The sequence below is a fragment of the Pseudomonas sp. F8002 genome, assembly GCF_013385495.1.
GTDB lineage: Bacteria > Pseudomonadota > Gammaproteobacteria > Pseudomonadales > Pseudomonadaceae > Aquipseudomonas.
The window spans coordinates 482-22,870 of the sequence record NZ_JACAPW010000021.1 but is presented as its reverse complement, the minus strand read 5'-3'; the positions used below and the strand labels follow the sequence as shown (position 1 = coordinate 22,870).

Sequence of the window (22,389 nt, the reverse complement as noted above, 5' to 3'; positions counted from 1 at the left end):
GTCCAATAAGTCATCGAAGGTCATCGTCATGTTGTTAACTTGTGAAAAGTTAGTGAGCTAATAATTTTTCTAAAAAAATCAATTAAAACCATAGACGATGCCACGGTCTGGCTGTCTTTTTGCTGAACGAACTTGAATGATTAAATGTTAAGAAGTGTTCTAAAGTTGTTTAAGCACGGCGGCCCAGTCCTTACTGTTCAAAATACCCAGCGCCTTGAACTTGCCATCGGGCAGCAGCTTTACAAACAATGCACTGCCGTATTCAGCATGGGCAGCGTGTGAGTAGCCCAATGCCTCCTCGAAGTCGCTGATGCAGGCGCTGTGGGTGACCACCAGCAGGTTGCGGTCCGCGTGTTTATGCGGGCGCAGTTCCTCGCCGATAGCAGGGCCGCAGATGGCCAGGGGCCCGGGTGACAATTCGGCCTTGCCGAACATGAAAAGCGAGGTCTGCGCGGTACGGGTAGTGGGGCTGCTCAGTACGTCGGTGTTTTCCATGCCCAGGGTCTGGAAGGCCTTGCCCACGGCACTGGCAGACAACGAGCCGAGCGTGGTCAGGCCGTCTGCCGGGCCCAGGCAAGGGTTGTTGGAGCGGTCACAGCGTTCCTCATGGCGGACCAGCACCACCAGGTCTCCGTTACGCCAGGCTTCCAGGGTTCCGGAGGTGAGCAGGCGGTGGCCCACGCCCAGGTCCAGCGGCGATCTTGGCCACCAGATGAACGCCGTTACTGCCAGGCTGATCATCACGATACCTGCCACGCCAAGCCACAGTTTGTTCAGCTGTTTTACAAATGCCCAGCGCGAGCGAGACTTGCTCAGGGTCAGGTCAACCACACTATTCACCATTGGTAACTTCCAGGCGTTAATCCGGTAACTGGCAGCGGCAAGTTAGGCAGGCGCCAAGTGAGTAGCGCTGATGCAGGAATATGCAAAAGCGTGTCACAGGGGCGCTGTCTTTTTGCTGAACATACCGATATAAAAAATTGTTCACTTGCACTAACGGGCGTTTGAAATAACCAGCCTGTTATCTGCCCATGGACGGCAATTTAAAGTGCAGCAGGTGGCGGCCGGGTGAAATCGATGTGAAAAATTTGCAGGGGTCATGGGGCGCTCCTTTTGCCCATGGTTGTGACATAAAAATGTGACAACCGTTATTCTCCGGCTTAAGTCCAGAAGCTTGTGGGGAGGGGTGATGCTGCAGGTACAAGGGGTATTCAAGAGTTATGGCACGCCGCAGGGGCCGTTGACCGTGCTGGCGGGTGTCGACCTGTACCTGGGAGCGCGCAGCAGCCTGGCGTTGATGGGTGAGTCGGGCAGTGGCAAAAGCACGCTGCTGCATTTGGTGGCCGGGCTCGACCAGGTCGACCGTGGCAGCATCCAGGTCGGCGACCAGCGCCTGGACCAGATGAGTGAGGCGCAACTGGCCCACTGGCGTCGCACCGAGATCGGCCTGGTGTTCCAGCAGTTCAACCTGATCGGCAGCCTGCGGGTCGAAGACAACCTGGCCTTCCAGGCGCGCCTGGCCGGGCGCCTCGATCCGGCGTGGCAAGCGCAGCTTGTGGAGCGACTCGGCCTGGGTGACTTGCTGAGGCGTTACCCCGAACAACTGTCCGGCGGCCAGCAGCAACGGGTAGCGGTAGGACGAGCCCTGGCGTCGCGCCCCGGCTTGCTGCTGGCGGACGAACCCACCGGTAACCTCGACGAAGGCACCAGTGACGAAGTGCTGCAACTGCTGCTGGACCTGCTGCGGGACAGCCCCACCAGCTTGCTGATGGTCACCCACAGTCCGCGCATCGCGGCGCGCCTTGACCAGCAGGTGGTGTTGCATCGCGGCCAGGTACTCGCTGCGGACGCCCGCTGACATGCGCGTCTTCCACTGGACACTGCGCGCGCTGCTCAGCCATTGGCGGCGCCACCCTGTGCAATTCTTCAGTGTGCTCACTGGCCTGTGGCTGGCCACCGCGCTGTTGACCGGCGTGCAAGCCCTCAACAGCCAGGCGCGGGACAGCTACGCGCGGGCCAGCCAGCTGATCGGCGGCGAACCCCAGGCCAGCCTCAGTGCGCCGGACGGTGCCAGCTTCCCCCAGGCGCTGTTTGCCGACCTGCGCCGCGCCGGGTGGCCGGTGTCGCCGGTGGTGCAGGGCCGCGTGCAGCTCAAGGGCCATGAAGACCAGCGCCTGCAAGTGATGGGCATCGACCCGGTGTCGTTGCCCGGCGGTGGCGCGCTGGCCGGGCAGACCCTGGACCGGGCGCAGATGGTCGCGTTCTTCAACCCGCCGGGACGCACCTGGATCGCGCCGCAGACCTTGCAGTCTCTGGGCCTGAAAGAGGGCGACCAGCCGCTGACAGCTGCCGGGCTGGCGCTGCCGCCGCTGCATGTTCAAGCGGACATGGCCCCCGGCGTATTACTGACCGATATCGGCTTCGCCCAACCGTTGCTGGACATGCCCCAACGCCTGTCGCGGTTGCTGCTGGACAAGGCCTTTGCCGCCGCGCATCCCGCCCTGCCGCCGGAACTGGGCGCGCAACTGCAGCTCAAGCAGGCCGAGGAAAACAACCTCGCGCGCCTCACTGAAAGCTTCCATCTGAACCTCGATGCGCTGGGCTTTCTGTCCTTTGTGGTGGGCCTGTTTATCGTGCATGCCGCCATCGGCCTGGCGCTGGAGCAGCGGCGCGGCCTGCTGCGAACCTTGCGGGCGTGCGGGGTCAGTGCGCGGATGCTGATCCTCAGCCTGGCGGTGGAACTCGGTGGCCTGGCCGTGCTGGGTGGCCTGGCGGGCGTGGCCAGCGGGTACTTGCTGGCCAGCCTGTTGCTGCCGGATGTAGCCGCCAGCTTGCGCGGCCTGTATGGCGCCGAGGTACCCGGCCAACTGAGCCTCAGCCCGCTGTGGTGGCTCAGTGGCCTGGGCCTGGGTTTGCTCGGCGCGTTGCTCGCCGGGGCCAGCAGCCTGTGGCGGGCGGCGCGTTTGCCGCTGCTGGCGCTGGCCAATGCCCAGGCCTGGCACCAGGCCCATGGGCGCTGGCTGCGACGCCAGGGCTGGGTGGCGGGTTTGGCCTTACTGCTTGCGCTGTTGGCACTGGTATTTGGCGATAGCCTGGCCAGTGGTTTTGTCTTGATGGCGGCCTTGTTGCTGGGCGCTGCGCTGGGCTTGCCGGTGGTGCTCAATGGCGTGCTCAAGGCGGTATTGGGGCGCAGCCGTTCGGTGCTGGGGCAATGGTTTCTCGCCGATTGCCGCCAGCAGTTGCCGGCCCTGAGCCTGGCGCTGATGGCCTTGCTGCTGGCGTTGGCCGCCAATATCGGCGCGGGCTCGATGACCTCGGGCTTTCGCCAGACCTTCAACAACTGGCTGGAACAACGCCTGACCGCCGAGTTGTACCTCAACCCGCAAAACCCGGCCCAGGCCGAGGCGCTGCAAACCTGGCTGGTACAGCAGCCCCTGGTGCAGACAGTGCTGCCGACCTGGCAGGTTGCGGTGCAGTTGCAGGGGTGGCCGGCTGACCTGTTCGGCGTGGTCGACGACCCTACTTATCGCCAGCATTGGCCGTTGCTGGAAGCGGCGACGGACCCATGGGGCCAGTTGCTGCAGGACGACAGCCTGATGCTCAGTGAGCAAATGGCACGCCGGCTCAAGGTGCGGCTGGGCGATGTGGTCAGCATCCCCACGCCCCATGGTCCATGGTCGCCGAAGGTCGTGGGGATTTATGCCGACTACGGCAACCCCAAGGGCCACTTGCTGGTGAATTCGCGGCACCTGTTGCAGCACTGGCCGGGATTGTCGCCGGCGCGTTTCAACCTGCGGGTTTTGCCGGGCAACGTGCCGCCGCTGGTGCGTGCAGTACAGGAACGGTTTGCCCTCGAAGACAGCCGCATCGTCGATCAGCAGCAGCTCAAGGGCTGGTCGAGCCAGGTCTTCGAACGGACTTTTGCCGCCACCGCCGCCCTTAACAGCCTGACCCTGGGCGTCGCCGGCGTGGCGTTGTTTATCAGCCTGCTGACCCAGAGCCAAAGCCGCCTCGGCCAGTTGGCGCCGTTGTGGGCGCTGGGCGTGACGCGCCGCCAATTGATGCTGCTCAACCTCGGCCAGACCTGGATGCTGGCGGTGCTGACCCTGGTGCTGGCGTTGCCGCTGGGCTTGTTGCTGGCGTGGTGCCTGGACGTGGTGATCAACGTCCAGGCCTTCGGCTGGCGCCTGCCGTTGCAGGTGTTCCCGGGGCAACTGGCGCAACTGCTGGGTCTGGCGATGCTGGCCACCTTGCTGGCTTCGGCCTGGCCGTTGTGGCAGCTGTACCGCAGTCGCCCGGCGGATTTGCTGAGGACCTTTGCCAATGAAGATTAAGTGCCTGCTATGGGCGACGTTCCTGCTGCTGGGCGCCTGCGACAAACCACCTGCACCTGAAGAAAGCTTCGCCGGACTGGGCAGCCAGGCCGCGGACTTTGCCCAAGTGGTGCCCGGCAAGGTCTTCAGCTTTCCCCAGGACCATGGCCCCCATGACGGCTATCGCATCGAATGGTGGTACCTCACCGCCAACCTGAAGGATGCCGAGGGCAATGCCTACGGCGTGCAATGGACGCTGTTTCGCAACGCACTCAAGGCCGGCCCGACACAACCCGGCTGGCACGACTCGACGATCTGGCTCGGCCACGCCGCCGTCACCTCGGCCACCCGCCATTACGCTAGCGAACGCTACGCCCGCGGCGGCGTGGGGCAGGCGGGGGCCCAGGCGGTGCCGTTCAATGCCTGGATCGATGACTGGAATTTCGCCACCCGCCCCGGTGCAGCCAGCCCCCTGGCGGACATGCAACTCAAGGCTGCAGGCGAGCATTTCAACTACGACCTGCACCTGACCTCCAGCCGCCCGCTGGTGCTCCAGGGGGATAACGGCTACAGCCGCAAGTCCGACCAGGGCCAGGCGTCGTACTACTACAGCCAGCCGTTTTTCCAGGCAGATGGCCGCGTGACCATCGATGGAAAATCTTACCAAGTCACCGGCAACGCCTGGCTCGATCGCGAATGGAGCAGCCAGCCCCTGACCGCCAGCCAGACCGGCTGGGACTGGTTCTCCCTGCACCTGGACAGCGGCGAGCAGTTGATGCTGTTTCGGGTGCGGCAGAAAGACGGGCCGTCGTACCTGACGGGTACCTGGATCGACAAAGAGGGCCACACACAGACCCTGCACAACCAGGATATTCAACTGACGCCGCTGGGCACGACCGCGATCGATGGGCGCAGCATTCCCACCCAGTGGTCATTGAAGATCCCGGGCAAACATCTGGATATCACCACGGAAGCGGTCAACCCAAAAGCCTGGATGAACCTGAGCATTCCTTACTGGGAAGGGCCGGTGAAATTTCAGGGTGGGGTGGGGTACCTGGAGATGACGGGGTATTGAGTCCGACGATTTTTTGTAGGCCTTGATTACCTGCCAGGTAGGTGATTTCCCAAATGTAATTTCAGCTGTTCCAACCTTGTGTCCGGGCCGTGTTCGCCTGCCTATATTCCTGCGCCATATCCATTACATCAGGGATGTAAGTGATGGCGCAGGGATACATCAATGACCGCACCACGGACTACCTCAGTTTGAAATCCCGGTTACTGACCGGGGCCAGTGGGCAACTCTCCGATCAATTCGACGCGTTGAACCTGCATTTGCGTCAGGCAAGCCTGGTGACGCCGGGGCAGATGGTGATCGTTCCCGATGCCTACGCTGTGGCTTGCACTACTGATGATGCATGGTTGATGCGCCATGCCCAGGAGATTCAGCGCAATCTGGAGTTGGATGCCTCGGCTGGGGCGGCGGTGATCAATAACTATGATCTATTCCAGAGTTTATTGGCTTATAGCTCGGTGGGAGTCGGCAGTTCGACGGCGGCCTGGGGGCGACACCTGGACGAGGTTCAGCGCACTCTGGAAGAAATTGAGCGTTTGCATCAACAACTCAAGGATGGAGCCTTGAATAAGAAAGCGTTTATCCAGAAGCGGCAGATGTTGTTCCGGCGCTTGGATACTCAACTTCAAGGTGCGGCGCGATTTGGCACGAGCCTGAAAACCAATAAGTCACTGAAAAAAGTACTGGGTATTTCCACCAAGAGTTATCTGCACAAGAGTGAAATCGTGGGCTACACGCAGCGGATTCGCAGCATTGCCGAGACGTCGAGGTTTTTGGGCAAGGGGACGTATGTGGGGTTGGCGTTGGATGTGGGAGTGGCGGGGTTGGAGATCAAGGAAGCATGTATGGAGGGGCGGGAGGCGATGTGTAGGCGGGCGAAGTATGTGGAGGGTGGGAAGTTGGTGGGCGGGGTGGGTGGAGCCGCCGGTGGCGGGGTATTGGGCGCAAAGGTGGGGCGTGGTTTGTGTAAATTAGTTTTGGGTATCGCTACTAAAGGGAAAGGTGAACTCGCTTGCGGGATTATTGGCGGTGCTGCGGGAGGGTATACCGGTGGAACCGTGGGAGGAGCATTAGGAGAAATGGCCGGCGACTTATTCTATGAGGGAGAGGGTGCATGACTATTTCGTTGCACGGATTTAGCGTGATTTTATTGGGGGGATGGCCATTTATTTTTTTGGGTTTGAAGCTATTCGTCGAGTACAGAAAACTGGATGAACTGGAAAGCTACTTCATTGATAACGTTTTGGTCCGTGACAACAAACGGTTTTGGGGCAGAAACAAACTGATCGACAGATACAAGCGTTTGAGTCTGATTGTCGACTTTCTTTCACTGCCCAAGCTGCACATCCGAAGAGGAGACGTGACGGCGGCAGAGCTGGCGTCTGTTCCTCTGTCTCTCAAGCGCTGGGTGCTGTGGCCGTATCGTTTTGGAATGGTTGGATTTGTAGGTTCGGGGCTCTGGTACGTCTGGATTAAATGGTAGCTTTTTTAAAAAAAAGCACTGTACATATATACAGCTTTGTCCTACATTCCATCCCAGGTGACCGGATGTCACCGGTCACCTGAGCTTCAATTTTTTAACTATGGATGGATAAAAAATGAAATCTAAAAAAGCCTTTGTACTGGGCGCGGCCATGATGGCTGCCAGCTTCGTTTCGGCCTTTGCCCTGGCCGAGCAATACCCGTCGCAGAACAGCGTGCACCTGAGCGAAAAAAGCCTGGATGCAGCGATCAAGAGTGCCCTGAAATCCGGTGGCAAGGTGCAGGCCTCCGCGTCCTCGGCGCAGGTGCTGGATAAGCTCAAGGCTGCACAAAAAACCAAGACTGTCGGTGTGCAAAAGAAGGCTGCCAGCGTCGCGAAGCCTTCTGAAAGTGTGCAGATTTCGCCGGTGAGCCGGCTGGTAAAACCGGCCAAGGCGCCTGCTGCCCAGGCCGCCTTTGTACCGCTGTGCGACAGCCTCGATATTAACGTCGGCTACAGCTATGACGGTTTGCAGAGCGGCGAATCAAAGTGCTTCCACTTTAATGTGCCCGCCAAGGCCAAGGTGCAGATCTACCTCGCGGGTCAGCAGCCGGGGACCGAAATGGCCCTGACGCTGTTCCAGGACGACGGGCAGAACAACCTGACGGCACTGATCACTTCTGATAACCCGGGCAACAGCGACGAAGTCATCAGCGGCATGCTTGAAGCCGGGGACTACTACTGGTTTCCTGGAGGCCAAGGTTGCCGACGGCTCAGCCTTCGACTTCGGCGCGATCGTCAACACCGCGATTGACGCCTACGAGCCCAACGACACCCCGGAAACGGCGTTCGCCTTGCCGGACCGCTTGAATTACCTGACGGGCAATCTCGACAGCCCGGATGACGTTGACTACTTCGACTTCGCGGCCGTACGCGGACAGGGTGTCAGCCTGTTCCTCGATGATGACGACAAGGGCGTGCGCAATCAGTGGATCTTCGAGTACTTCAACGGCAGCGCCTGGGTCAACATTCCAGGTGGCTCGACGGCGACCTTCCCGAGCCGGGCGCCGGGCTTTGTCTACAAGGCGCGCGTGCGGGCCAACCCCGCTGAGGCGTGGGATGCCAAGTCCGAGTACAAGCTGACGTTCGGTTCGAGTCCGCACCTGGCGGACTTCGATGCGAAGGGCGGAACGGTGACCCGAATCCCGGCGGGCATCGCACCTCTGGCGACCCAGGCCGGTCGTCTCATGACCTGGAGAACCGAATGGAAAGACAGCACGGGTGCCCCGTTGGAGGGGGTCACTTCACAGCTCAAGGTCGACAAGCGTTTTGTTTCGGGTCCGGACTTCAACTGGACGATATTCTCGGCTGCCACCGACAGTGCCGGCAAAACATCGGGAAGCGCAGAGTTGGGCGGTTGTGTGGGTGATTACCGTGCCCAGTACTACGACAGCAGCACGGGCGTGAAGTACCTCTGGGACACCTGGTACAACGTTGGCGGCTGGCGCATCGACCTCAAGGAATTGCCGAATGTCGGTGTCGGTGGCGATAACGTTCCCTACGTGAGCCTGGGGCATATCTGCAGCCAGGACATCATTGGCCGATAACCGGCGCATAAGAGCCCTCTGAAATGTAGACGCCCCACTTAGGTGGGGCGTTTTTTATTGGCCTTTTTTGGGTTCGCGCGCTTGCGGTTCCCAATGCAGGGTGCCGAACAGGTAGTCCATCAGCGGCAGGACAATGTTGAAGTTGCGTCCCTGCATCAGTTCGCGCCGGTGATGCAGGGCGTGCAGGTGGTGCATCTGGCGGATCCACGGCAGGCGGGCCACGGGGTGGTCGGGGGGCAGGTGTTCGCAGGCGTGGAAAAACTCGTAGAGCAGGTAACCGAGGATCATGCAGCCGGCGAACAGGCCGGCGATGTTGGGGTTGAGGTGTTTGAGCAACCACCAGGCGGGGAGGGTCACGGCCAGGCTGTGGAGCAGGATGAGCCAGGCGGGGAACAGGATGACACGCCAGTCTCGAGGGCTGTCGTAGGTCATGTGGGCGGGGGTGAAGAAGCTGTGGTGGTCGCCGGTGTGGCGGGCGTAGAACAGGCGGGCGAAGGAGTGTTTGTGATGGCCCAGGTGACGGTGGACGAGATAGATACACAGGTTGAAGAAAATCAGGGTGAGGGGGATGGCCAGCCATTCCAATGGCTGGATTTGCCGGGTGGTGGACCAGAACAGGCTGATGCAGAGCAGACCGTAGCCGAAAACGAAACCAGCGTGGAGCCACGGGTTGTAGGAGGGGTGGATGCTGGCGCGGTAGGTGGAGCGGAAAGCCTCGGTGGGGTGAGTCATTGGGAGCGCTCGGTGTCGTTTTTGTTGGGGATGAGCGTAGTCGGGATTGGCGCATCTATCCTGCCGCCATAAAAATACTGTACATGCATACAGTTATGTCCTACATTCCATCCCAGGTGACCGGATGTCGCCGATCACCTGAGCTTCAATTTTTTAACTATGGATGGATAAAAAATGAAATCGAAAAAAGCGTTCATGCTCGGAGCCGCCATCGCGGCGTCCTGCTTCGTTTCGGCCTGCGCCCTGGCCGAACAATCTCCTGCACACTTGACGCCGCAACCGTTGCAGCAAGCCGTGCAACAAGCCCTCAAGAGTGGCGGCAACGTCACGGCGCAGAAAGCGTCGGCTGCCTTCCTGGACAAAATCAAAACCTCGCAGCAGCTGAAAAAGCCGGTGCAGGCTGCCAAGGCCTTGAGCGGGGTTGTGGTCGCCGAGCCTGTACAGGCAGATAGCGCCAAGGTGGATGCCCAGGCCGTGGCGGCCCAGGCGTTCACGCCGCTGTGCCAGACCCTCGGTATCAACCAGATGTATAACCTGGACGGTGTGCAAACCGGCAACGACGTCTGCTACCACTTCAACGTGCCCCAAAAGGCACGGGCGACAGTGATGCTGGTAGGGCAGAGTGCTGCCACCAACATGTCCCTGACCCTGTTCCAGGACGACGGCCAGAACAACATCACTTCTCTCGGCACGTCGGATAACCCGGGCAATGCCAACGAGGTGTTGGCTGGCGTACTGCCACCTGGCGACTACTACTGGTTCATGCATGCCAATTCGGCTGACGGTTCGCCGTTCAGTTTCGGCGTGGATATCAACATGACGATTGACGATTTCGAGCCTAACGATAGTTTCGAAACGGCTTATCAACTGCCGGATACCCTGAACTACGTCACGGGTAACTCCGACACGGCGACCGATGAAGACTACTTCTCCTTCAAGGCCCTGCGCGGGCAGAAGGTCAGTGCCTATTTCGACGGTGTGAACGAGAGCGATCGGGGCCAGTGGATTTCCGAGTATTTTGACGGCGTCAAATGGATCCCGATCAGCCCCAAGGCGAAAATCACCTGGCCAACGCCATCGGTTAATGGCGTGGTGAACGTACGGGTGCGGCCTAACCCGGCCGCAACCTGGAAGGCTACGGCGCGCTACAAGCTGTCGCTGGGCTCCACACCCGAGGTGTTGAGCCACAGTGTGCAAGGTGACAACGTGGTGCGGATCCCGGCTTCGGCCAATGACTACGACCCGTTCATGACCACCCAGGCGGCACGTGACTTGAGCTGGGCCGTGACCTGGGCCGACAGCACCGGTAAACGCCTGCAGGGACTGACCCCGTATCTGCAACTCGACAAGCACGTCAACCGCAATACCTACCTGCCGGTGTACATCCCTTACTACGGTTCGGTAACCGGCGTGTCGGGCGCGGCATCCGGTACGGTCAACCTGGGTAACTGCGCGGGTGAGGCGACTGTCAGGTATGTGTCCTACGACTCGGGTTACAAAAACACCTGGGAGACCAACTACAACTTCGCAGTCTGGCGCCTGCGCATCGAGGAGTACCCGGATGTCGGCGTGGGTGGCGACGCTACCCCGGTCAGCATGGCTCATATCTGCAGCCAGCGCGTGATCTCCAGTGAACGGTGATCAACCCTCCGCTTGATCCGTAACCCCGGCGCCAACTCTTCGGGTTGGCGCCCCCAGCAACCCTTCAAACTGCGCCTGAACCCGCCCTTCGTCGCAATGCGCCACATTAAACCGCATGAAATCCCGCAACCCCGGCTCATACCCGAACAACGCCCCCGGCGCCAACACCATCCCACGCTTCAACCCTGCTTCAGCCAGCCGCTCACCATTCACCCCGGCCGGCAACCGCGCCCAGATGAACATCCCGCCCTCAAATCCCATCGGCAATTCACACCCGCAACGCCGCAGCCACTGCTCAACCCGCCCACCGGCCTCCAGCAGCCGCTGAACCATGCGCTTGCGATGCCGGGCATACCCACCCTCACTCAGTAGCCGATACACAATCTGTTCGAACAGCTCCGACGTTATGCCGCCGCTCATCAACTTCATATTGGTCAGATTCGCCGCCAATTGCGGCGCCGCCACCACATAACTGACCCGCGCGTTCGCCGTCAGCACCTTCGAAAACCCCGACAGGTACGTCACCTGCTCCAATCCCGCCAAAGTCGCCAGACGCGGCGGCGGGTTAGGGTGCAAATCCCCGTAAAGATCATCCTCAACGATATGGCAGCGATACTCTCGGGCCAGTTGCAACAACCGAAACGCCTGGCTCGGGCTGAATGAATGCCCGGTGGGGTTATGCAACACGCTGGTGGTCAGGTACAGGCTGGGACGGTGCTGCGCCAGCAACTGCTCCAGCGCGACAAAATCAAAACCATCAGGCCGCCGGGCGATCGTCACCACCTTGACCCCATGCAACGCCAGGTTCGCGTGGAAGTTGAAATAACACGGTGCATCCAGCAGCACCGTGTCCCCGGGCCGCGCCAGCAGGCGCATGAGCATGTCCAGGCCTTGCACCGTGTTGGGCGTGGTGATGATTTGTTCCACCGGCACCGACAATCCTTCACCGTGCAGTTTCTGTTGCAGCGCCTGGCGCAACGGCAGCAGGCCCGCCGGGGTGCCCAGCCCGGCGATGCGCAGGGCAGGGGCGCGGACTGCGCTGCGCATGGCCTGGCGCAGGGCTTCGGAATCCAGCCAGTCTTCCGGCAGATGGCCGCCGCCGGGGCGCAGGTCGCCCTGGGCCATGGCCAGGGGGCGGCGCAGTACGCTGAGCAAGTCCTGGGGCAGCAAGTCGACCCAAGTGCTGGACGACGGCTGTGCCAGGCTGCTGGCGACAAAGTGCCCGCGGCCCTGGCTGGAGGTCAGGAGGTGACGCCCGCGCAGGCGATCCAGCGCTTCATTCATGGTGAATTTTCCGACGCCCAGCAAGGCTCCCAACTCACGCACCGAAGGCAGTTTGCTGCCAGCGGCCAATTCGCCTTGCTCGATCGCATGGGCCAGGGCATCGACGATCTGCTGCACCTTCGGTGCTCGGTCATGAAAGTGAATCGCAGGAATGGGCATCACACTGTCCTTAAGTTTGCCGCCAACTTCACCGGTAAAGTCTGCGCGTATATCCGTAGAGTTTACCTGCCTGTGGCGGCACGTGCGCCCTAGACTGCAAGCCCTCTTTCCTGCTGTGAAATTCCACGCCATGGCCACCGCGCTGACGCTGTCTTCGTTTTTGTATTTCCTGCTGCTGTGCACCACCCTGGCCTTCAGCCCCGGGCCCATGACCTTGTTGTTGCTCAGCCTCGGCCTGAAGGACGGCCTGCGCCGCTCCCTGCCGGCGCAGTTCGGGGCGAGCGTTTCCTACCTGGTGTCGATCCTGATCTTTGCCGTGGGTTTTTCCGAGCTGATCAAGGATTACCCGCTGATCACCCGGATCATCCAGGTGGTAGGCGTGGCCTACATCCTTTACCTGGCCTACAAGCAATGGACCAGCAGCGGAGTGACCATCAAGACCAACGATGTAACTGCGGAAAATGCCCGCAGTCTTTTCGGCAAGGGCCTGCTGACCGGGTTGTCGAATCCCAAGGCGATCATCCTGTTCAGCGCGGTATTCCCGCAGTTCGCCGCCATCGGCCAGGGCAGTGCCGCCGCCGACATCGCGATCCTCGGCCTGACCTTCCTGCTGCTGCAATTTGCCAGCGGCTGCCTGTATTGCTACTTCGGCCAACGCATCAAGCACGTGCTGGAAAACCCCAAGCGCCGGGTGTTGCTGCAACGGGCCACGGCGGTGTTGCTGCTGGGGGTGGCGCTGATGCTGGCCAGGGGCTTTTCCAGCTGAAGGCCAGCTTATGAGCGGTAGTGGCGATCTGCCGGTGCCCTGATAGACTTCGGGCATTCATCCAGGATCAAGCCAGACATGCCAGCCGCAGGAGGAAACGGACTTTCGCTCGCTTCACGCTTGTACAAGTCGCGCACCCTGGGATTGACCCTCGGGTTTGTCTGTGTGGCCGCCGCCATCTACCCGCTGGATAAATCCGCTTGGGTCTGGGGAGTGATGATCGCCAATGCCTTCATCTGGCCGCATGTGGCCTACCAATGGTCGCGGCACTCGAAAAACTCCCTGCGCTCGGAACACCGCAACCTGCTGTTCGACTCGTTTTGCGGCGGGTTCTGGGTGGGCGCCATGCAGTTCAACCCGCTGCCCAGCGTGACCACCTTGTCGATGATGACCATGAACAACGTCGCCATCGGCGGCCCGCGCTTCATGCTCGCCGGTTGGGTGGCCCAGGCGCTGGGCATCGGCGCCTCGATGCTGGTGTTCACTCCGGCGGTGACCGCCCTCACCAGTGAAGTGCAGCTCTACGCCTGCCTGCCGATCCTGATGCTGTATCCCCTGGCGCTGGGCTGGATCTGTTACCGGCAAGCGATCACCCTGGCCCGGCACAAGCGCGAGTTGCTGGCCCTGAGCCGCACCGACAGCCTGTCGGGCCTGCTCAACCACGGCGCCTGGAAAGACCACCTGGAAATCGAGTTCCAGCGCTGCCGCCGCGACCAGCAGGGCGCCGCCATCGCGCTAATCGACATCGACCACTTCAAGACCATCAACGACACCTACGGCCATGTCACCGGCGATATCGTGCTGCGTCAATTGAGCAAAGTGCTGCGCCAGAACCTGCGGGCCACTGACCTGGCCGGGCGCTACGGTGGCGACGAATTCTGCGTGATCCTGCCGGGCATGCCCCTGAACCGCGCCACCGAGGTGATGGACGCCCTGCGTGATCGCTTCAACTCCCTGGCCTACGCACAGGACCCGACCTTGCGCGCCAGCCTGAGCATCGGCCTGGCGCCGTACCGGCCGGCACACGCCGACGCCACCAGTTGGCTGAACGATGCCGACCAGGCCTTGTACGAGGCCAAGAGCAGCGGGCGCAACCGGGTCAGTTCGGTGCAGGGAAGTTGGTTGAGGTCGATCTGAGGATCAACAAATCGGTGTTTGTCAGGTAGGGTGGAGCGCTACCTTCCAACAAAAACAAGGATCGGTTCATGCTCTTCAACTTCCCGCGTACCTTGCTGGCGGCCACCCTGGCGCTGTCTTTCGCCATGCCGGCCTTCAGCGCCGAACCCCACAAACAGATCCAGGCCGATTCCGAGCAGTACAAGGCCGACGCCTTGAAACTGCTGGAGCGCCTGGTGAATATCGATTCGGGCTCCGGCTACGAGCCGGGCCTGACCCAAGTGCGTGACATCGCCGTCGACGAGCTCAAGCAACTGGGTTTCAGCATCCAGCTGGTGCCGGATGCCGCCGCTCATAACAGCCATGTCATCGCCACCCTCAAGGGCACCGGCAAGGCCAGGATCCTGCTGATGGCCCACATGGACACTGTGTTCAAGGAAGGTTCGGCGGCTGCCCGGCCGTTCCATATCAAGGACGGTCGCGCCTATGGCCCGGGCGTGATGGATGACAAGGGCGGCATCGTTGCCGGGATCTACGCCTTGAAAGTCCTGAAAAACCAGGGTTTCAAGGACTACGCACAAATCACCTTCCTGCTGGACGCCAGCGAAGAAACCGGCACCGACGGCGCGTCCGAGCTGATCCGCAACACCGCCAAGGGCCACGACGTGACGCTCAACCTGGAACCGGGTCGCCCGGCCGATGGCCTGGTGGTATGGCGCAAAGGCAGCGCCACCGCCGTGGTCGAGGTCAAGGGCAAGGCCGCCCACGCCGGCGTCGCCCCGGAATTGGGGCGCAACGCGGCGATGGAAGCGGCGCACCAGATTCTGCAACTGGGCAAGCTGGGGGATGCCGAGAAGAAAACCACCATCAACTTCACCGTGATCAACTCCGGCGACCGGGTCAACGTGATCCCCGACCAGGCCACCGCCAAGGCGGATGTACGGGCGGCGTTGCCGGAAGAGTTTGACCGGATCGAGAAAGACCTGGCACGGGTCTCGGCCAACAAGCTGATCCCCGAGACTGAAGTGACCACCAGTTTGCACCGTGGCCTGCCGCCGATGCCGCAGACGCCGGAGTCGGACAAGCTGGTGGCGATTGCCCAGGGGATTTATGGCGAGTTGGGGCGCAAGCTGACCATTGAGGGCAGCGGCGGGGCGGCGGATGCCAGCTTGTCGGCTGGCGTGGGTACGCCGACCCTGGACGGGTTCGGGATTGTCGGGGGCAATATCCATACGCCGGAGGAATATGCCGAGGTGGAGAGCGTGGCGCCGCGGATTTATCTGCTGAGCCGGATGATCATGGAGCTCTCCAAGCGCTGATCTGAAACCACCACTGAGCCTCTGTGCAAGCAGATCAACATGTGGGAGCTGGCTTGCCTGCGATAGCGGATTGTCAGTCATGAATTCTTTGACTGATACACCGCCATCGCAGGCAAGCCAGCTCCCCCATTGGTTTGTGGTGTTGGTTGGATCAGGTTGCAGTCACCACTTCCCGGGTCTTCTCCCGCCCCAGCACCAAACTGCACAACGCCGGCAAGAACAGCAACGTCAACACTGTCCCGACCAGCACCCCGCCAATCAACACATACGCCAGCGACGACCAGAACACCGACAGCGTCAGCGGAATAAACGCCAGCGCCGCCGCCAGCGCGGTCAATATCACCGGCCGTGCCCGGCGCACCGTGGCCTCGATGATCGCCTCGCGAATCACCATGCCCTGGTCCTGGTTCTGCCGAATCTGGTCGGTAAAGATCAGCGTATTGCGCATCAGGATCCCGCCAATCCCGATCAACCCCAATATCGCGTTGAACCCGAACGGCTGGTTGAACAGCAGCAACGTCGGCACCGCTCCGATCAGCCCCAGCGGCGCGGTGGCGAACACCATGAACATCACCCCGAACGAACGCACCTGGAACATGATCACGGTCAACGTCAGCAGGATCATGATCGGGAACAGTGCCGCCAGCGCCACGTTGGCCTTGGCGCTTTCCTCCACCGGGCCGCCGATGACGATCTGATACCCGGCCGACAGCTTGGCGATCAGGGGTTGCAGGTCCTTGTACACCGCCATTTCCACATCTGGCGGCTGGGTGCCGTCGACGATGTCGGCGCGCACTTCCACGGTCAGCGCACGGTTGCGGCGCTTGAGGATCGGTTCTTCCATCACCGCCTGGAAATGCCCGACCTGGGCCAATGGCACCGAGACACCGGCACTGTTGGTCAGGGTCATATTGTCGAGGTTGCCGAGGTCTTCGCGCTGGCTGCCCTGGGAGCGGGCAACCACTGAAACGGTACGATTGCCTTCGCGCACTTCGGTGATCGGGTTGCCGCTGAGCAACGCGTTGAGCTGGGATTTCACCCCGTCGGGGGTAAAGCCCAGCAGGCGCAGGCGGTCCTGGTCGAGTACCAGGCGGTAACTGCTGGCGCGCTCGCCCCAGTCGAGGAAGCTGTCCCGCGTGAGTGTGTTGGCGGCGACCACTTGGCGCACGTCTTCAGCCAGGCCGCGCAGCACATTCAGGTCGGGACCGGACACGCGAAACACCACCGGGAAGGGCACCGGCGGGCCGAACACCAACTGGGTGACGCGCACCCGCGCCGATGGAAATTCGCCGGCCGCGATGCGTTCAGCCATGCGTTTTTTCAGGCTGTCCCGGGCATGGGCGTCGGCGGTCTGCACGATCAACTTGGCGAAGGCCGGGTCTGGCAGCTCAGGGTTCAGCGACAGGAAAAACCGTGGTGCACCACCGCCGACATAGGTGTCGACCATGACGGTTTGCGGCTCCTCCATCAGCGCCTTTTCCACCTGCGCCGCTACCGCCTCGGTGCTTTTGAAGGCGCTGCCCGGTGGCATGTACACCTCCAGAATCAGCTCGGAACGGTCGGAGTTGGGAAAGAACTGCTTCTTCACCACGCCCATGCCCAGGCCACACAGCACAAAGGCCGCCACCACCAACCCGGTGACCAGCCAGCGTCTGCGCACGCAAGCGTCCACCAGGCGCCGCAGTTTCTGGTAATAGCGTCCGGCGTAAATTGCATCGTGGCCGCCGACAACCGGCTCGATGTGCGGCAACAGCTTGACCCCCAAGTACGGGGTGAACACCACCGCCACCAGCCATGACGCGATCAGCGCAAAACCGACGATCCAGAAAATATTCCCGGCATACTCACCGGCCCCCGAGCGGGCAAAACCCACCGGCAGGAAGCCGATAATCGTCACCAGGGTGCCGGTGAGCATCGGCGCGGCGGTGGAACTCCAGGCAAACGTAGCCGCATGGATCCGGTCAAAACCCTCTTCGAGTTTGACCACCATCATCTCGATCGCAATGATCGCGTCGTCCACCAGCAGGCCCAGGGAAATGATCAACGCGCCCAGGGTCACCCGGTCGAATTCGCGGCCGGTCATCAACATGATCACAAACACGATCGACAAGGTCAGCGGCACCGCAGCGGCCACCACCAGCCCGACCCGGAACCCCAGGGCCAGCAGGCTGATCACCATCACCACCGCGAGGGCGACGAAGAACTTCAGCATGAACTCGTTGACCGCCAGGCTGATGTTTTTCGCCTGGTCGGAGACCTTGGCGAAGTTGACCCCCAGCGGCAGGTCGGCCTGGATTTTCGCTTCCTGGGCCTTGAGAGCCTTGTCCAGTTCCAGGCCGTTCCAGTGCTTCTCCATGATCACACCGAGCATCAGCGACGGGTCGCCCTGATGACGGATACGGTAGCTGGGCGGGTCTTCATAACCCCGGCTGACGGTGGCCACATCGGCGATGCGCAGCAGCTTGCCGTTGGCTTCCAGCGGGACGTTTTCGATCAGCGCCAGGCTATCGAAGGCCCCGTCGATGCGGATATAGGCGCGTGCCCCGGCGGTCTCGACAAAGCCTGAAGGCGCCACGGCATTCTGGGCGGCGAGGGCGGCGAAGATCTGCTCGGGCTTGATGCCCAAGGTGGCCAGGCGCTCATAGGAAAACTCGACGAAGATCCGCTGCGCCTGTTCGCCGAGGATATTGACCTTCTTCACTCCCGGCAGATTGAGCAGGCCCTGGCGCATGTCCTCGGCCATTTGCACCAGTTGCCGGTGGGGCAGGTGTTCAGCCTCCAGCGCGTACAGGGAAAAGTACACGTCGGAGTATTCATCGTTGAAAAACGGGCCGATCACCCCCTTGGGCAACTTCGCGGCTTCGTCGCTGAGCTTTTTGCGGGTCTGGTAGAACAGGTCCTGGATCTCGCTGGGACGGGTGGACTCCAGGTACGTCATGCGCATCGAGACGAAGCCCGGTTGGGCGATGGTTTCGACGCGGTCGTAATAGTCCAGCTCCTGCAGGCGTTTTTCCAGGCGGTCGGCCACTTGCTCCTGCATCTCTTGCGCGGTGGCGCCGGGCCAGGCGGCGGTGATGGTCATGACCTTGACGGTGAACGAAGGGTCTTCGGCGCGTCCCAGTTTGCCAAAGGCAAAGACCCCGGCGGCGAGGATCGCGATGATCAGGAACAGCGTGACCGCGCGATGCTTGACCGCCAGTTCGGAGAGGTTGATCCCGCGCATTATCAGTGTTCCTGCTGACGGTTGAGGGCCAATACCTGGGCCGGCAACAGGCGTACCGCGTCACCGCTGTGCAGCAGGTGCGCGCCGAGGGCGACGACTACTTGGCCTGGGTCCACGCCACTGTCCAGCAACGCGTCCTCCTGGCCGAGGCTGGCGACGTTGACCGGGGCGAAGCTGACCTTGTCATCGGCGCCAATCACCCACACACCGGTGCCTTTGCCGGCATCCTGCAGCGCCCCGATGGGCACGCGGGTCTGTTGCGCCTGGCCGTTACCTTGCAGGCGCACGGTGATGGTCGAGCCGAGAGCGAAGCGGTCGACGGGGCCATGCAAGACATAGCGGGCCCGGTAGGTGCGGGTGGTCGGATCGGCGCTGGCAGACAGCTCGCGCAACGTGGCGGTCACTGCCTGCTCAGGGGCGCCGAAGGGGAACGCCAGGGCTTTTTGCGAAGCCTGGTCGCGCTGGTTTTCCGGCAAGTTGACGATGGCTTCCCGGGCGCCGTCGTGGGCCAGGCGCGCCACCACTTGCCCCTCGGCAACCACTTGGCCGCGGTCCACCCGCACGTCGGTGATGATGCCGTCGCTGTCGGCCCTGAGCACCGAGTAGGTGCGGCGGTTTTCGATCTGGCTGGCGTCGGATTGCGCGGAGGCCAGCTCGGCTTCGGCCACCCGCAGGTTGGTGGCGGACTGGTCGAAAATCTGCCGCGACACGGCGCCGGTATTGGCCAGGCGCTGGTAGCGGGATTCATCGTCCCGGCGTTGGCGCAGTTGCGCCTGGGCCGCATTGACGCGGTTTTTTGCCGAACGCAGGGCCAGTTCGAAGTCGCCGATATCCAGCACCAGCAAAGTGTCGCCACGGTTGACGTGCTGGCCGGGATCAACCTTGCGCTCGATCACCTTGCCGCTGACGCGAAACCCCAGGTCACTTTCCGTGCGCGCGGCCACTACGCCGGTGTAGGCGCTTTGCTGGCTGCCGGCGGCTTCGACCTTGGCGGCCAGCACCGGGCGGGGCAGGGGCGCTTCGGCGACGGGGTCGGCCTTGTTATTGCAGCCACTGAGTACCGCCAGCAGGGCCAGGGGGGTGAGAAGACGCAGGGGGAGAGGGTTCATGTCGGGCTCCGTGGGGCGGGGTGAGCTAAAAATTACGCTTGTAATATTTGTCGCTATATTATGGTCGAAATATAAAATAATCCAGCCCGCGAGTATTTGTTCCACTGGTGGGACGATCAGGGCCGATTTTGCCGTCTAGCGCGGAATTGGTATCGGATTTAAGGTGTATCCATTACTGGAGACACATATGAAAAAGATCATCGGCATCTACACCAGCCCACGCGGCCATTGGGTCGGCGACGGCTTTCCGGTTCGCACGCTGTTTTCCTACGACACCATGGGCAAGCAGATCAGCCCGTTCCTGTTGCTGGATCACGCCGGTCCTGCGGCATTCACCCCGACCGAGCAACGTCGCGGCGTGGGCCAGCATCCCCATCGCGGTTTTGAAACCGTGACCATCGTCTACAAGGGCGAAGTCGAGCACCGCGATTCCACCGGCGCCGGCGGCACCATCGGCCCGGGCGATGTGCAATGGATGACAGCCGCCAGGGGCATCATTCACGAGGAGTTTCACTCCGAGGCGTTCGCCCGCAGCGGCGGCGCCCTGGAAATGGTCCAGTTGTGGGTCAACCTGCCGGCCAGGGACAAAATGACCGATGCCGGTTACCAGACCATCCTCGATGGCGATATTCCGACGCTGCCCCTGGCCGACCACGCCGGCAGCCTGCGCTTGATCGCGGGCGAGTTCGACGGGGTCAAAGGCCCGGCTCGTACCTTCACGCCGATCGACGTGTGGGATATGCGCCTCAAAGCCGGCCGCTCTGTGACGCTGGACCTGCACGTCGGGCGCAACACCGCGCTGGTGGTGTTGCGCGGCACGGTGCGGATCAACGGCACTGAAGTGGCGCGGGAAGGGCAGTTGGCACTGTTCGAGCGCGATGGCACGCAACTGCGCCTCGAGTCCAGCGACGACGCCATGGTGCTGTTGCTCAGCGGCGAGCCGATCGACGAACCCATCGTCGGCCACGGCCCGTTTGTGATGAACACCGAGCAGGAAATCCACCAGGCGTTTGCTGACTATCAGTCCGGGCAATTCGGGCAGATGCAGCGCTAGGGCGCTATACCCTCCAAAGGCATTTCATGCGATCTTCATGGCATTCGCCCTGGAGTCGCCTGAATGCCCTCATTTATCTCCGATCACCCGATGTTCTGTGCCTTGGCGCTGGTGCTGATCGACATTGCCGTATGGCGCTTGATCTCTGCCGATTTCGCCAATTGGAAGCTGGCGGCGCGGCTGGTGATCTTTGCGGTGTTCAGCGCCGTGCTGTTCAACGAAGGCATGAACCCGATGCAGGTCGCGCCGTTCGGCGACAACGTGGCGCTGCATTTGGCGGCAACGGCGTTCCAGATCGGCTGGTGGCTGTTTGCGGCGCGCACCCTCACGGTATTGCTCGGCGCGGTGATGATGCAGCGGGTCGGCCACACCGGGCGGCTGTTGCAGGATCTGGTGGGCGCGGTGATCTTCCTGATCGCGATCATCGCCGCCATGGCCTACGTGCTCGACCTGCCGGTCAAGGGCGTGCTGGCCACTTCCGGCGCGGTGGCAATCATCGTCGGCCTGGCGTTGCAAAGCACCTTGAGCGACGTGTTTTCCGGCATCGTGCTCAATACCACCAAACCCTACCAACTGGATGACTGGATCTCCATCGACGGCACCGAAGGCCGGGTGATCGACATCGACTGGCGCGCCACCCAACTGCAAACCTCCCAGGGCAGCCTGGCGGTGGTGCCCAACTCGTTGGCGGCCAAGGCCAAGATCATCAACTTCTCACGTCCCGCAGATATGTTTGGCTTGGCGGTCAGTCTGCAGGTCAGCCCCCATGCGCGGCCCCAAACCGTGCTGGATGCGCTGGAGCGGGCGATGCAGGGGTGTCGGCCGTTGTTGGCCAAGCCGGCGCCGAGTGTGGCGTTCAAGACGTCGGCCAGTGGTGGCGTGGAGTATGAGATCAGCGGGTTTGTGCCGGCCATGGCGCTTAAGCGTGAGGTGCGCAATCAGCTTTATGATTTGGCGTTTCGGCATTTGCAGGCGGCGGGGGTGAGCTTGTTGTCGGCTGCCGAGAGTAATGCGCCGGTGACGGTTTCCCGGGCTCGGGCGTTGTTGGAGAGCTCGTCTATTTTCTCGACGTTGAGGCAGGAGGAGAAGGAGACGTTCAGCCAGAACATGACGCTGCAGACCTTTCGCGCCGGGGAGATGATTTTGCCGGCGGGGGAGGTGAGTGATCACCTGTTTATCATCGAGTCCGGGGTGATTTCGGTGATGTTGACCAAGGCCGGGCACAAGTTTGAAGCGGGGCGGATGGGGCCTGGGGAGGTGATTGGTGAGGCCGGGATTTTGTCGGAGCAGGGTGTGCCTGCTGACTTTTCGGCGAAGACGTTTTGTACGTTGTATCGGATTGAGAAGGAGTATCTGAAGCCTTGTCTGGATGCTCGGCATGACATCAGTGAGGCTATGAAAAGTTTGTTGGATTTCAGGTTGCATGCGGCTCAGAGTTTGACGCAGGAGGCGCCTGTGGTGCCGGTTAAGAAGGGGTTTATGCAGTGGCTGCGGAGTCGGGCCTGAAGGTGTACATATCCGTTGCTGCGGTA

Annotated in this window: 18 protein-coding genes; 13 read left to right on the top strand and 5 right to left on the bottom strand. The window is 61.6% G+C overall.

Translation table 11 applies throughout. The features are described 5' to 3' along the window. Positions 1 to 159: 159 nt before the first annotated feature. On the bottom strand, positions 160 to 843 hold the full coding sequence (locus HX811_RS17290) for a histidine phosphatase family protein (RefSeq protein WP_003210274.1): 684 nt from the start codon (positions 841 to 843) through the stop codon (positions 160 to 162). Between the two features lie 346 nt (positions 844 to 1,189). On the opposite strand from HX811_RS17290, the gene HX811_RS17285 reads away from it, so the two are divergent. From HX811_RS17285 to HX811_RS32260, 7 genes are all read left to right on the top strand, one after another. After that, positions 1,190 to 1,858, top strand: coding sequence for an ABC transporter ATP-binding protein (locus tag HX811_RS17285; protein WP_008431380.1), 669 nt, complete (start codon positions 1,190 to 1,192; stop codon positions 1,856 to 1,858). Position 1,859: 1 nt separating this feature from the next. Continuing rightward, entirely contained in the window at positions 1,860 to 4,334 is a 2,475-nt protein-coding gene (locus HX811_RS17280; protein WP_177046697.1) for an FtsX-like permease family protein, read from the top strand. Further along, a complete protein-coding gene (locus tag HX811_RS17275; protein ID WP_102606242.1) occupies positions 4,324 to 5,388 on the top strand; it encodes a lipocalin-like domain-containing protein in 1,065 nt (354 codons plus the stop codon). The genes HX811_RS17280 and HX811_RS17275 overlap by 11 nt, the downstream gene beginning before the upstream one ends. A 143-nt stretch (positions 5,389 to 5,531) precedes the next feature. Then, positions 5,532 to 6,503 (top strand): hypothetical protein, encoded by a 972-nt coding sequence (locus tag HX811_RS17270; RefSeq protein WP_177046695.1) that lies wholly within the window; start codon positions 5,532 to 5,534, stop codon positions 6,501 to 6,503. Beyond that, positions 6,500 to 6,868 (top strand): hypothetical protein, encoded by a 369-nt coding sequence (locus HX811_RS17265; RefSeq protein WP_177022653.1) that lies wholly within the window; start codon positions 6,500 to 6,502, stop codon positions 6,866 to 6,868. Before HX811_RS17270 ends, HX811_RS17265 begins: the two co-directional genes overlap by 4 nt. A gap of 115 nt (positions 6,869 to 6,983) precedes the next feature. Continuing rightward, positions 6,984 to 7,661, top strand: a complete 678-nt coding sequence (locus tag HX811_RS32265; protein ID WP_371132448.1) for a PPC domain-containing protein — start codon at positions 6,984 to 6,986, stop codon at positions 7,659 to 7,661. After that, positions 7,570 to 8,454 (top strand): hypothetical protein, encoded by an 885-nt coding sequence (locus HX811_RS32260; protein ID WP_371132447.1) that lies wholly within the window; start codon positions 7,570 to 7,572, stop codon positions 8,452 to 8,454. Before HX811_RS32265 ends, HX811_RS32260 begins: the two co-directional genes overlap by 92 nt. Positions 8,455 to 8,508: 54 nt before the next feature. Here HX811_RS32260 and HX811_RS17255 read toward each other — a convergent pair whose 3' ends face one another. Further along, the gene (locus HX811_RS17255) at positions 8,509 to 9,186 is read right to left on the bottom strand and encodes a sterol desaturase family protein (protein ID WP_177046693.1); all 678 of its coding nucleotides are present in this window, start codon (positions 9,184 to 9,186) and stop codon (positions 8,509 to 8,511) included. Positions 9,187 to 9,360: 174 nt separating this feature from the next. Between HX811_RS17255 and HX811_RS17250 the strand changes: the two genes are divergently transcribed. Continuing rightward, entirely contained in the window at positions 9,361 to 10,827 is a 1,467-nt protein-coding gene (locus HX811_RS17250; RefSeq protein WP_003210259.1) for a hypothetical protein, read from the top strand. Here the strand turns inward: HX811_RS17250 and HX811_RS17245 are convergent, their stop codons facing one another. Next, positions 10,828 to 12,270 (bottom strand): PLP-dependent aminotransferase family protein, encoded by a 1,443-nt coding sequence (locus HX811_RS17245; protein WP_177046691.1) that lies wholly within the window; start codon positions 12,268 to 12,270, stop codon positions 10,828 to 10,830. It abuts the gene before it with no gap. A 130-nt stretch (positions 12,271 to 12,400) separates the two neighbouring features. Here HX811_RS17245 and HX811_RS17240 point away from each other — a divergent pair, with 130 nt between their 5' ends. The 3 genes from HX811_RS17240 (at position 12,401) to HX811_RS17230 (ending at position 15,471) form a co-directional block, all read left to right on the top strand. Further along, positions 12,401 to 13,036: a LysE family translocator gene (locus tag HX811_RS17240; protein ID WP_177046689.1), complete on the top strand. Its 636-nt coding sequence runs from the start codon at positions 12,401 to 12,403 to the stop codon at positions 13,034 to 13,036. A 78-nt stretch (positions 13,037 to 13,114) separates the two neighbouring features. Continuing rightward, complete coding sequence (locus HX811_RS17235) at positions 13,115 to 14,173, top strand: diguanylate cyclase (protein ID WP_102368674.1); 1,059 nt, start codon at positions 13,115 to 13,117, stop codon at positions 14,171 to 14,173. Between the two features lie 68 nt (positions 14,174 to 14,241). After that, entirely contained in the window at positions 14,242 to 15,471 is a 1,230-nt protein-coding gene (locus HX811_RS17230; RefSeq protein ID WP_003210251.1) for a M20/M25/M40 family metallo-hydrolase, read from the top strand. A gap of 151 nt (positions 15,472 to 15,622) precedes the next feature. On the opposite strand, the gene HX811_RS17225 is transcribed toward HX811_RS17230, so the two are convergent. Then, positions 15,623 to 18,694 (bottom strand): efflux RND transporter permease subunit, encoded by a 3,072-nt coding sequence (locus tag HX811_RS17225; protein ID WP_177046687.1) that lies wholly within the window; start codon positions 18,692 to 18,694, stop codon positions 15,623 to 15,625. A gap of 2 nt (positions 18,695 to 18,696) precedes the next feature. Beyond that, positions 18,697 to 19,803, bottom strand: a complete 1,107-nt coding sequence (locus HX811_RS17220) for an efflux RND transporter periplasmic adaptor subunit (RefSeq protein ID WP_003210248.1) — start codon at positions 19,801 to 19,803, stop codon at positions 18,697 to 18,699. 187 nt (positions 19,804 to 19,990) lie between these two features. Between HX811_RS17220 and HX811_RS17215 the strand changes: the two genes are divergently transcribed. Then, positions 19,991 to 20,857 carry a pirin family protein gene (locus tag HX811_RS17215; RefSeq protein WP_177046685.1) on the top strand — a complete coding sequence of 289 codons (867 nt, stop codon included), beginning with the start codon at positions 19,991 to 19,993 and terminating at the stop codon, positions 20,855 to 20,857. 63 nt (positions 20,858 to 20,920) lie between these two features. Then, positions 20,921 to 22,363 carry a mechanosensitive ion channel domain-containing protein gene (locus HX811_RS17210; protein WP_063028913.1) on the top strand — a complete coding sequence of 481 codons (1,443 nt, stop codon included), beginning with the start codon at positions 20,921 to 20,923 and terminating at the stop codon, positions 22,361 to 22,363. Positions 22,364 to 22,389 lie beyond the last annotated feature (26 nt).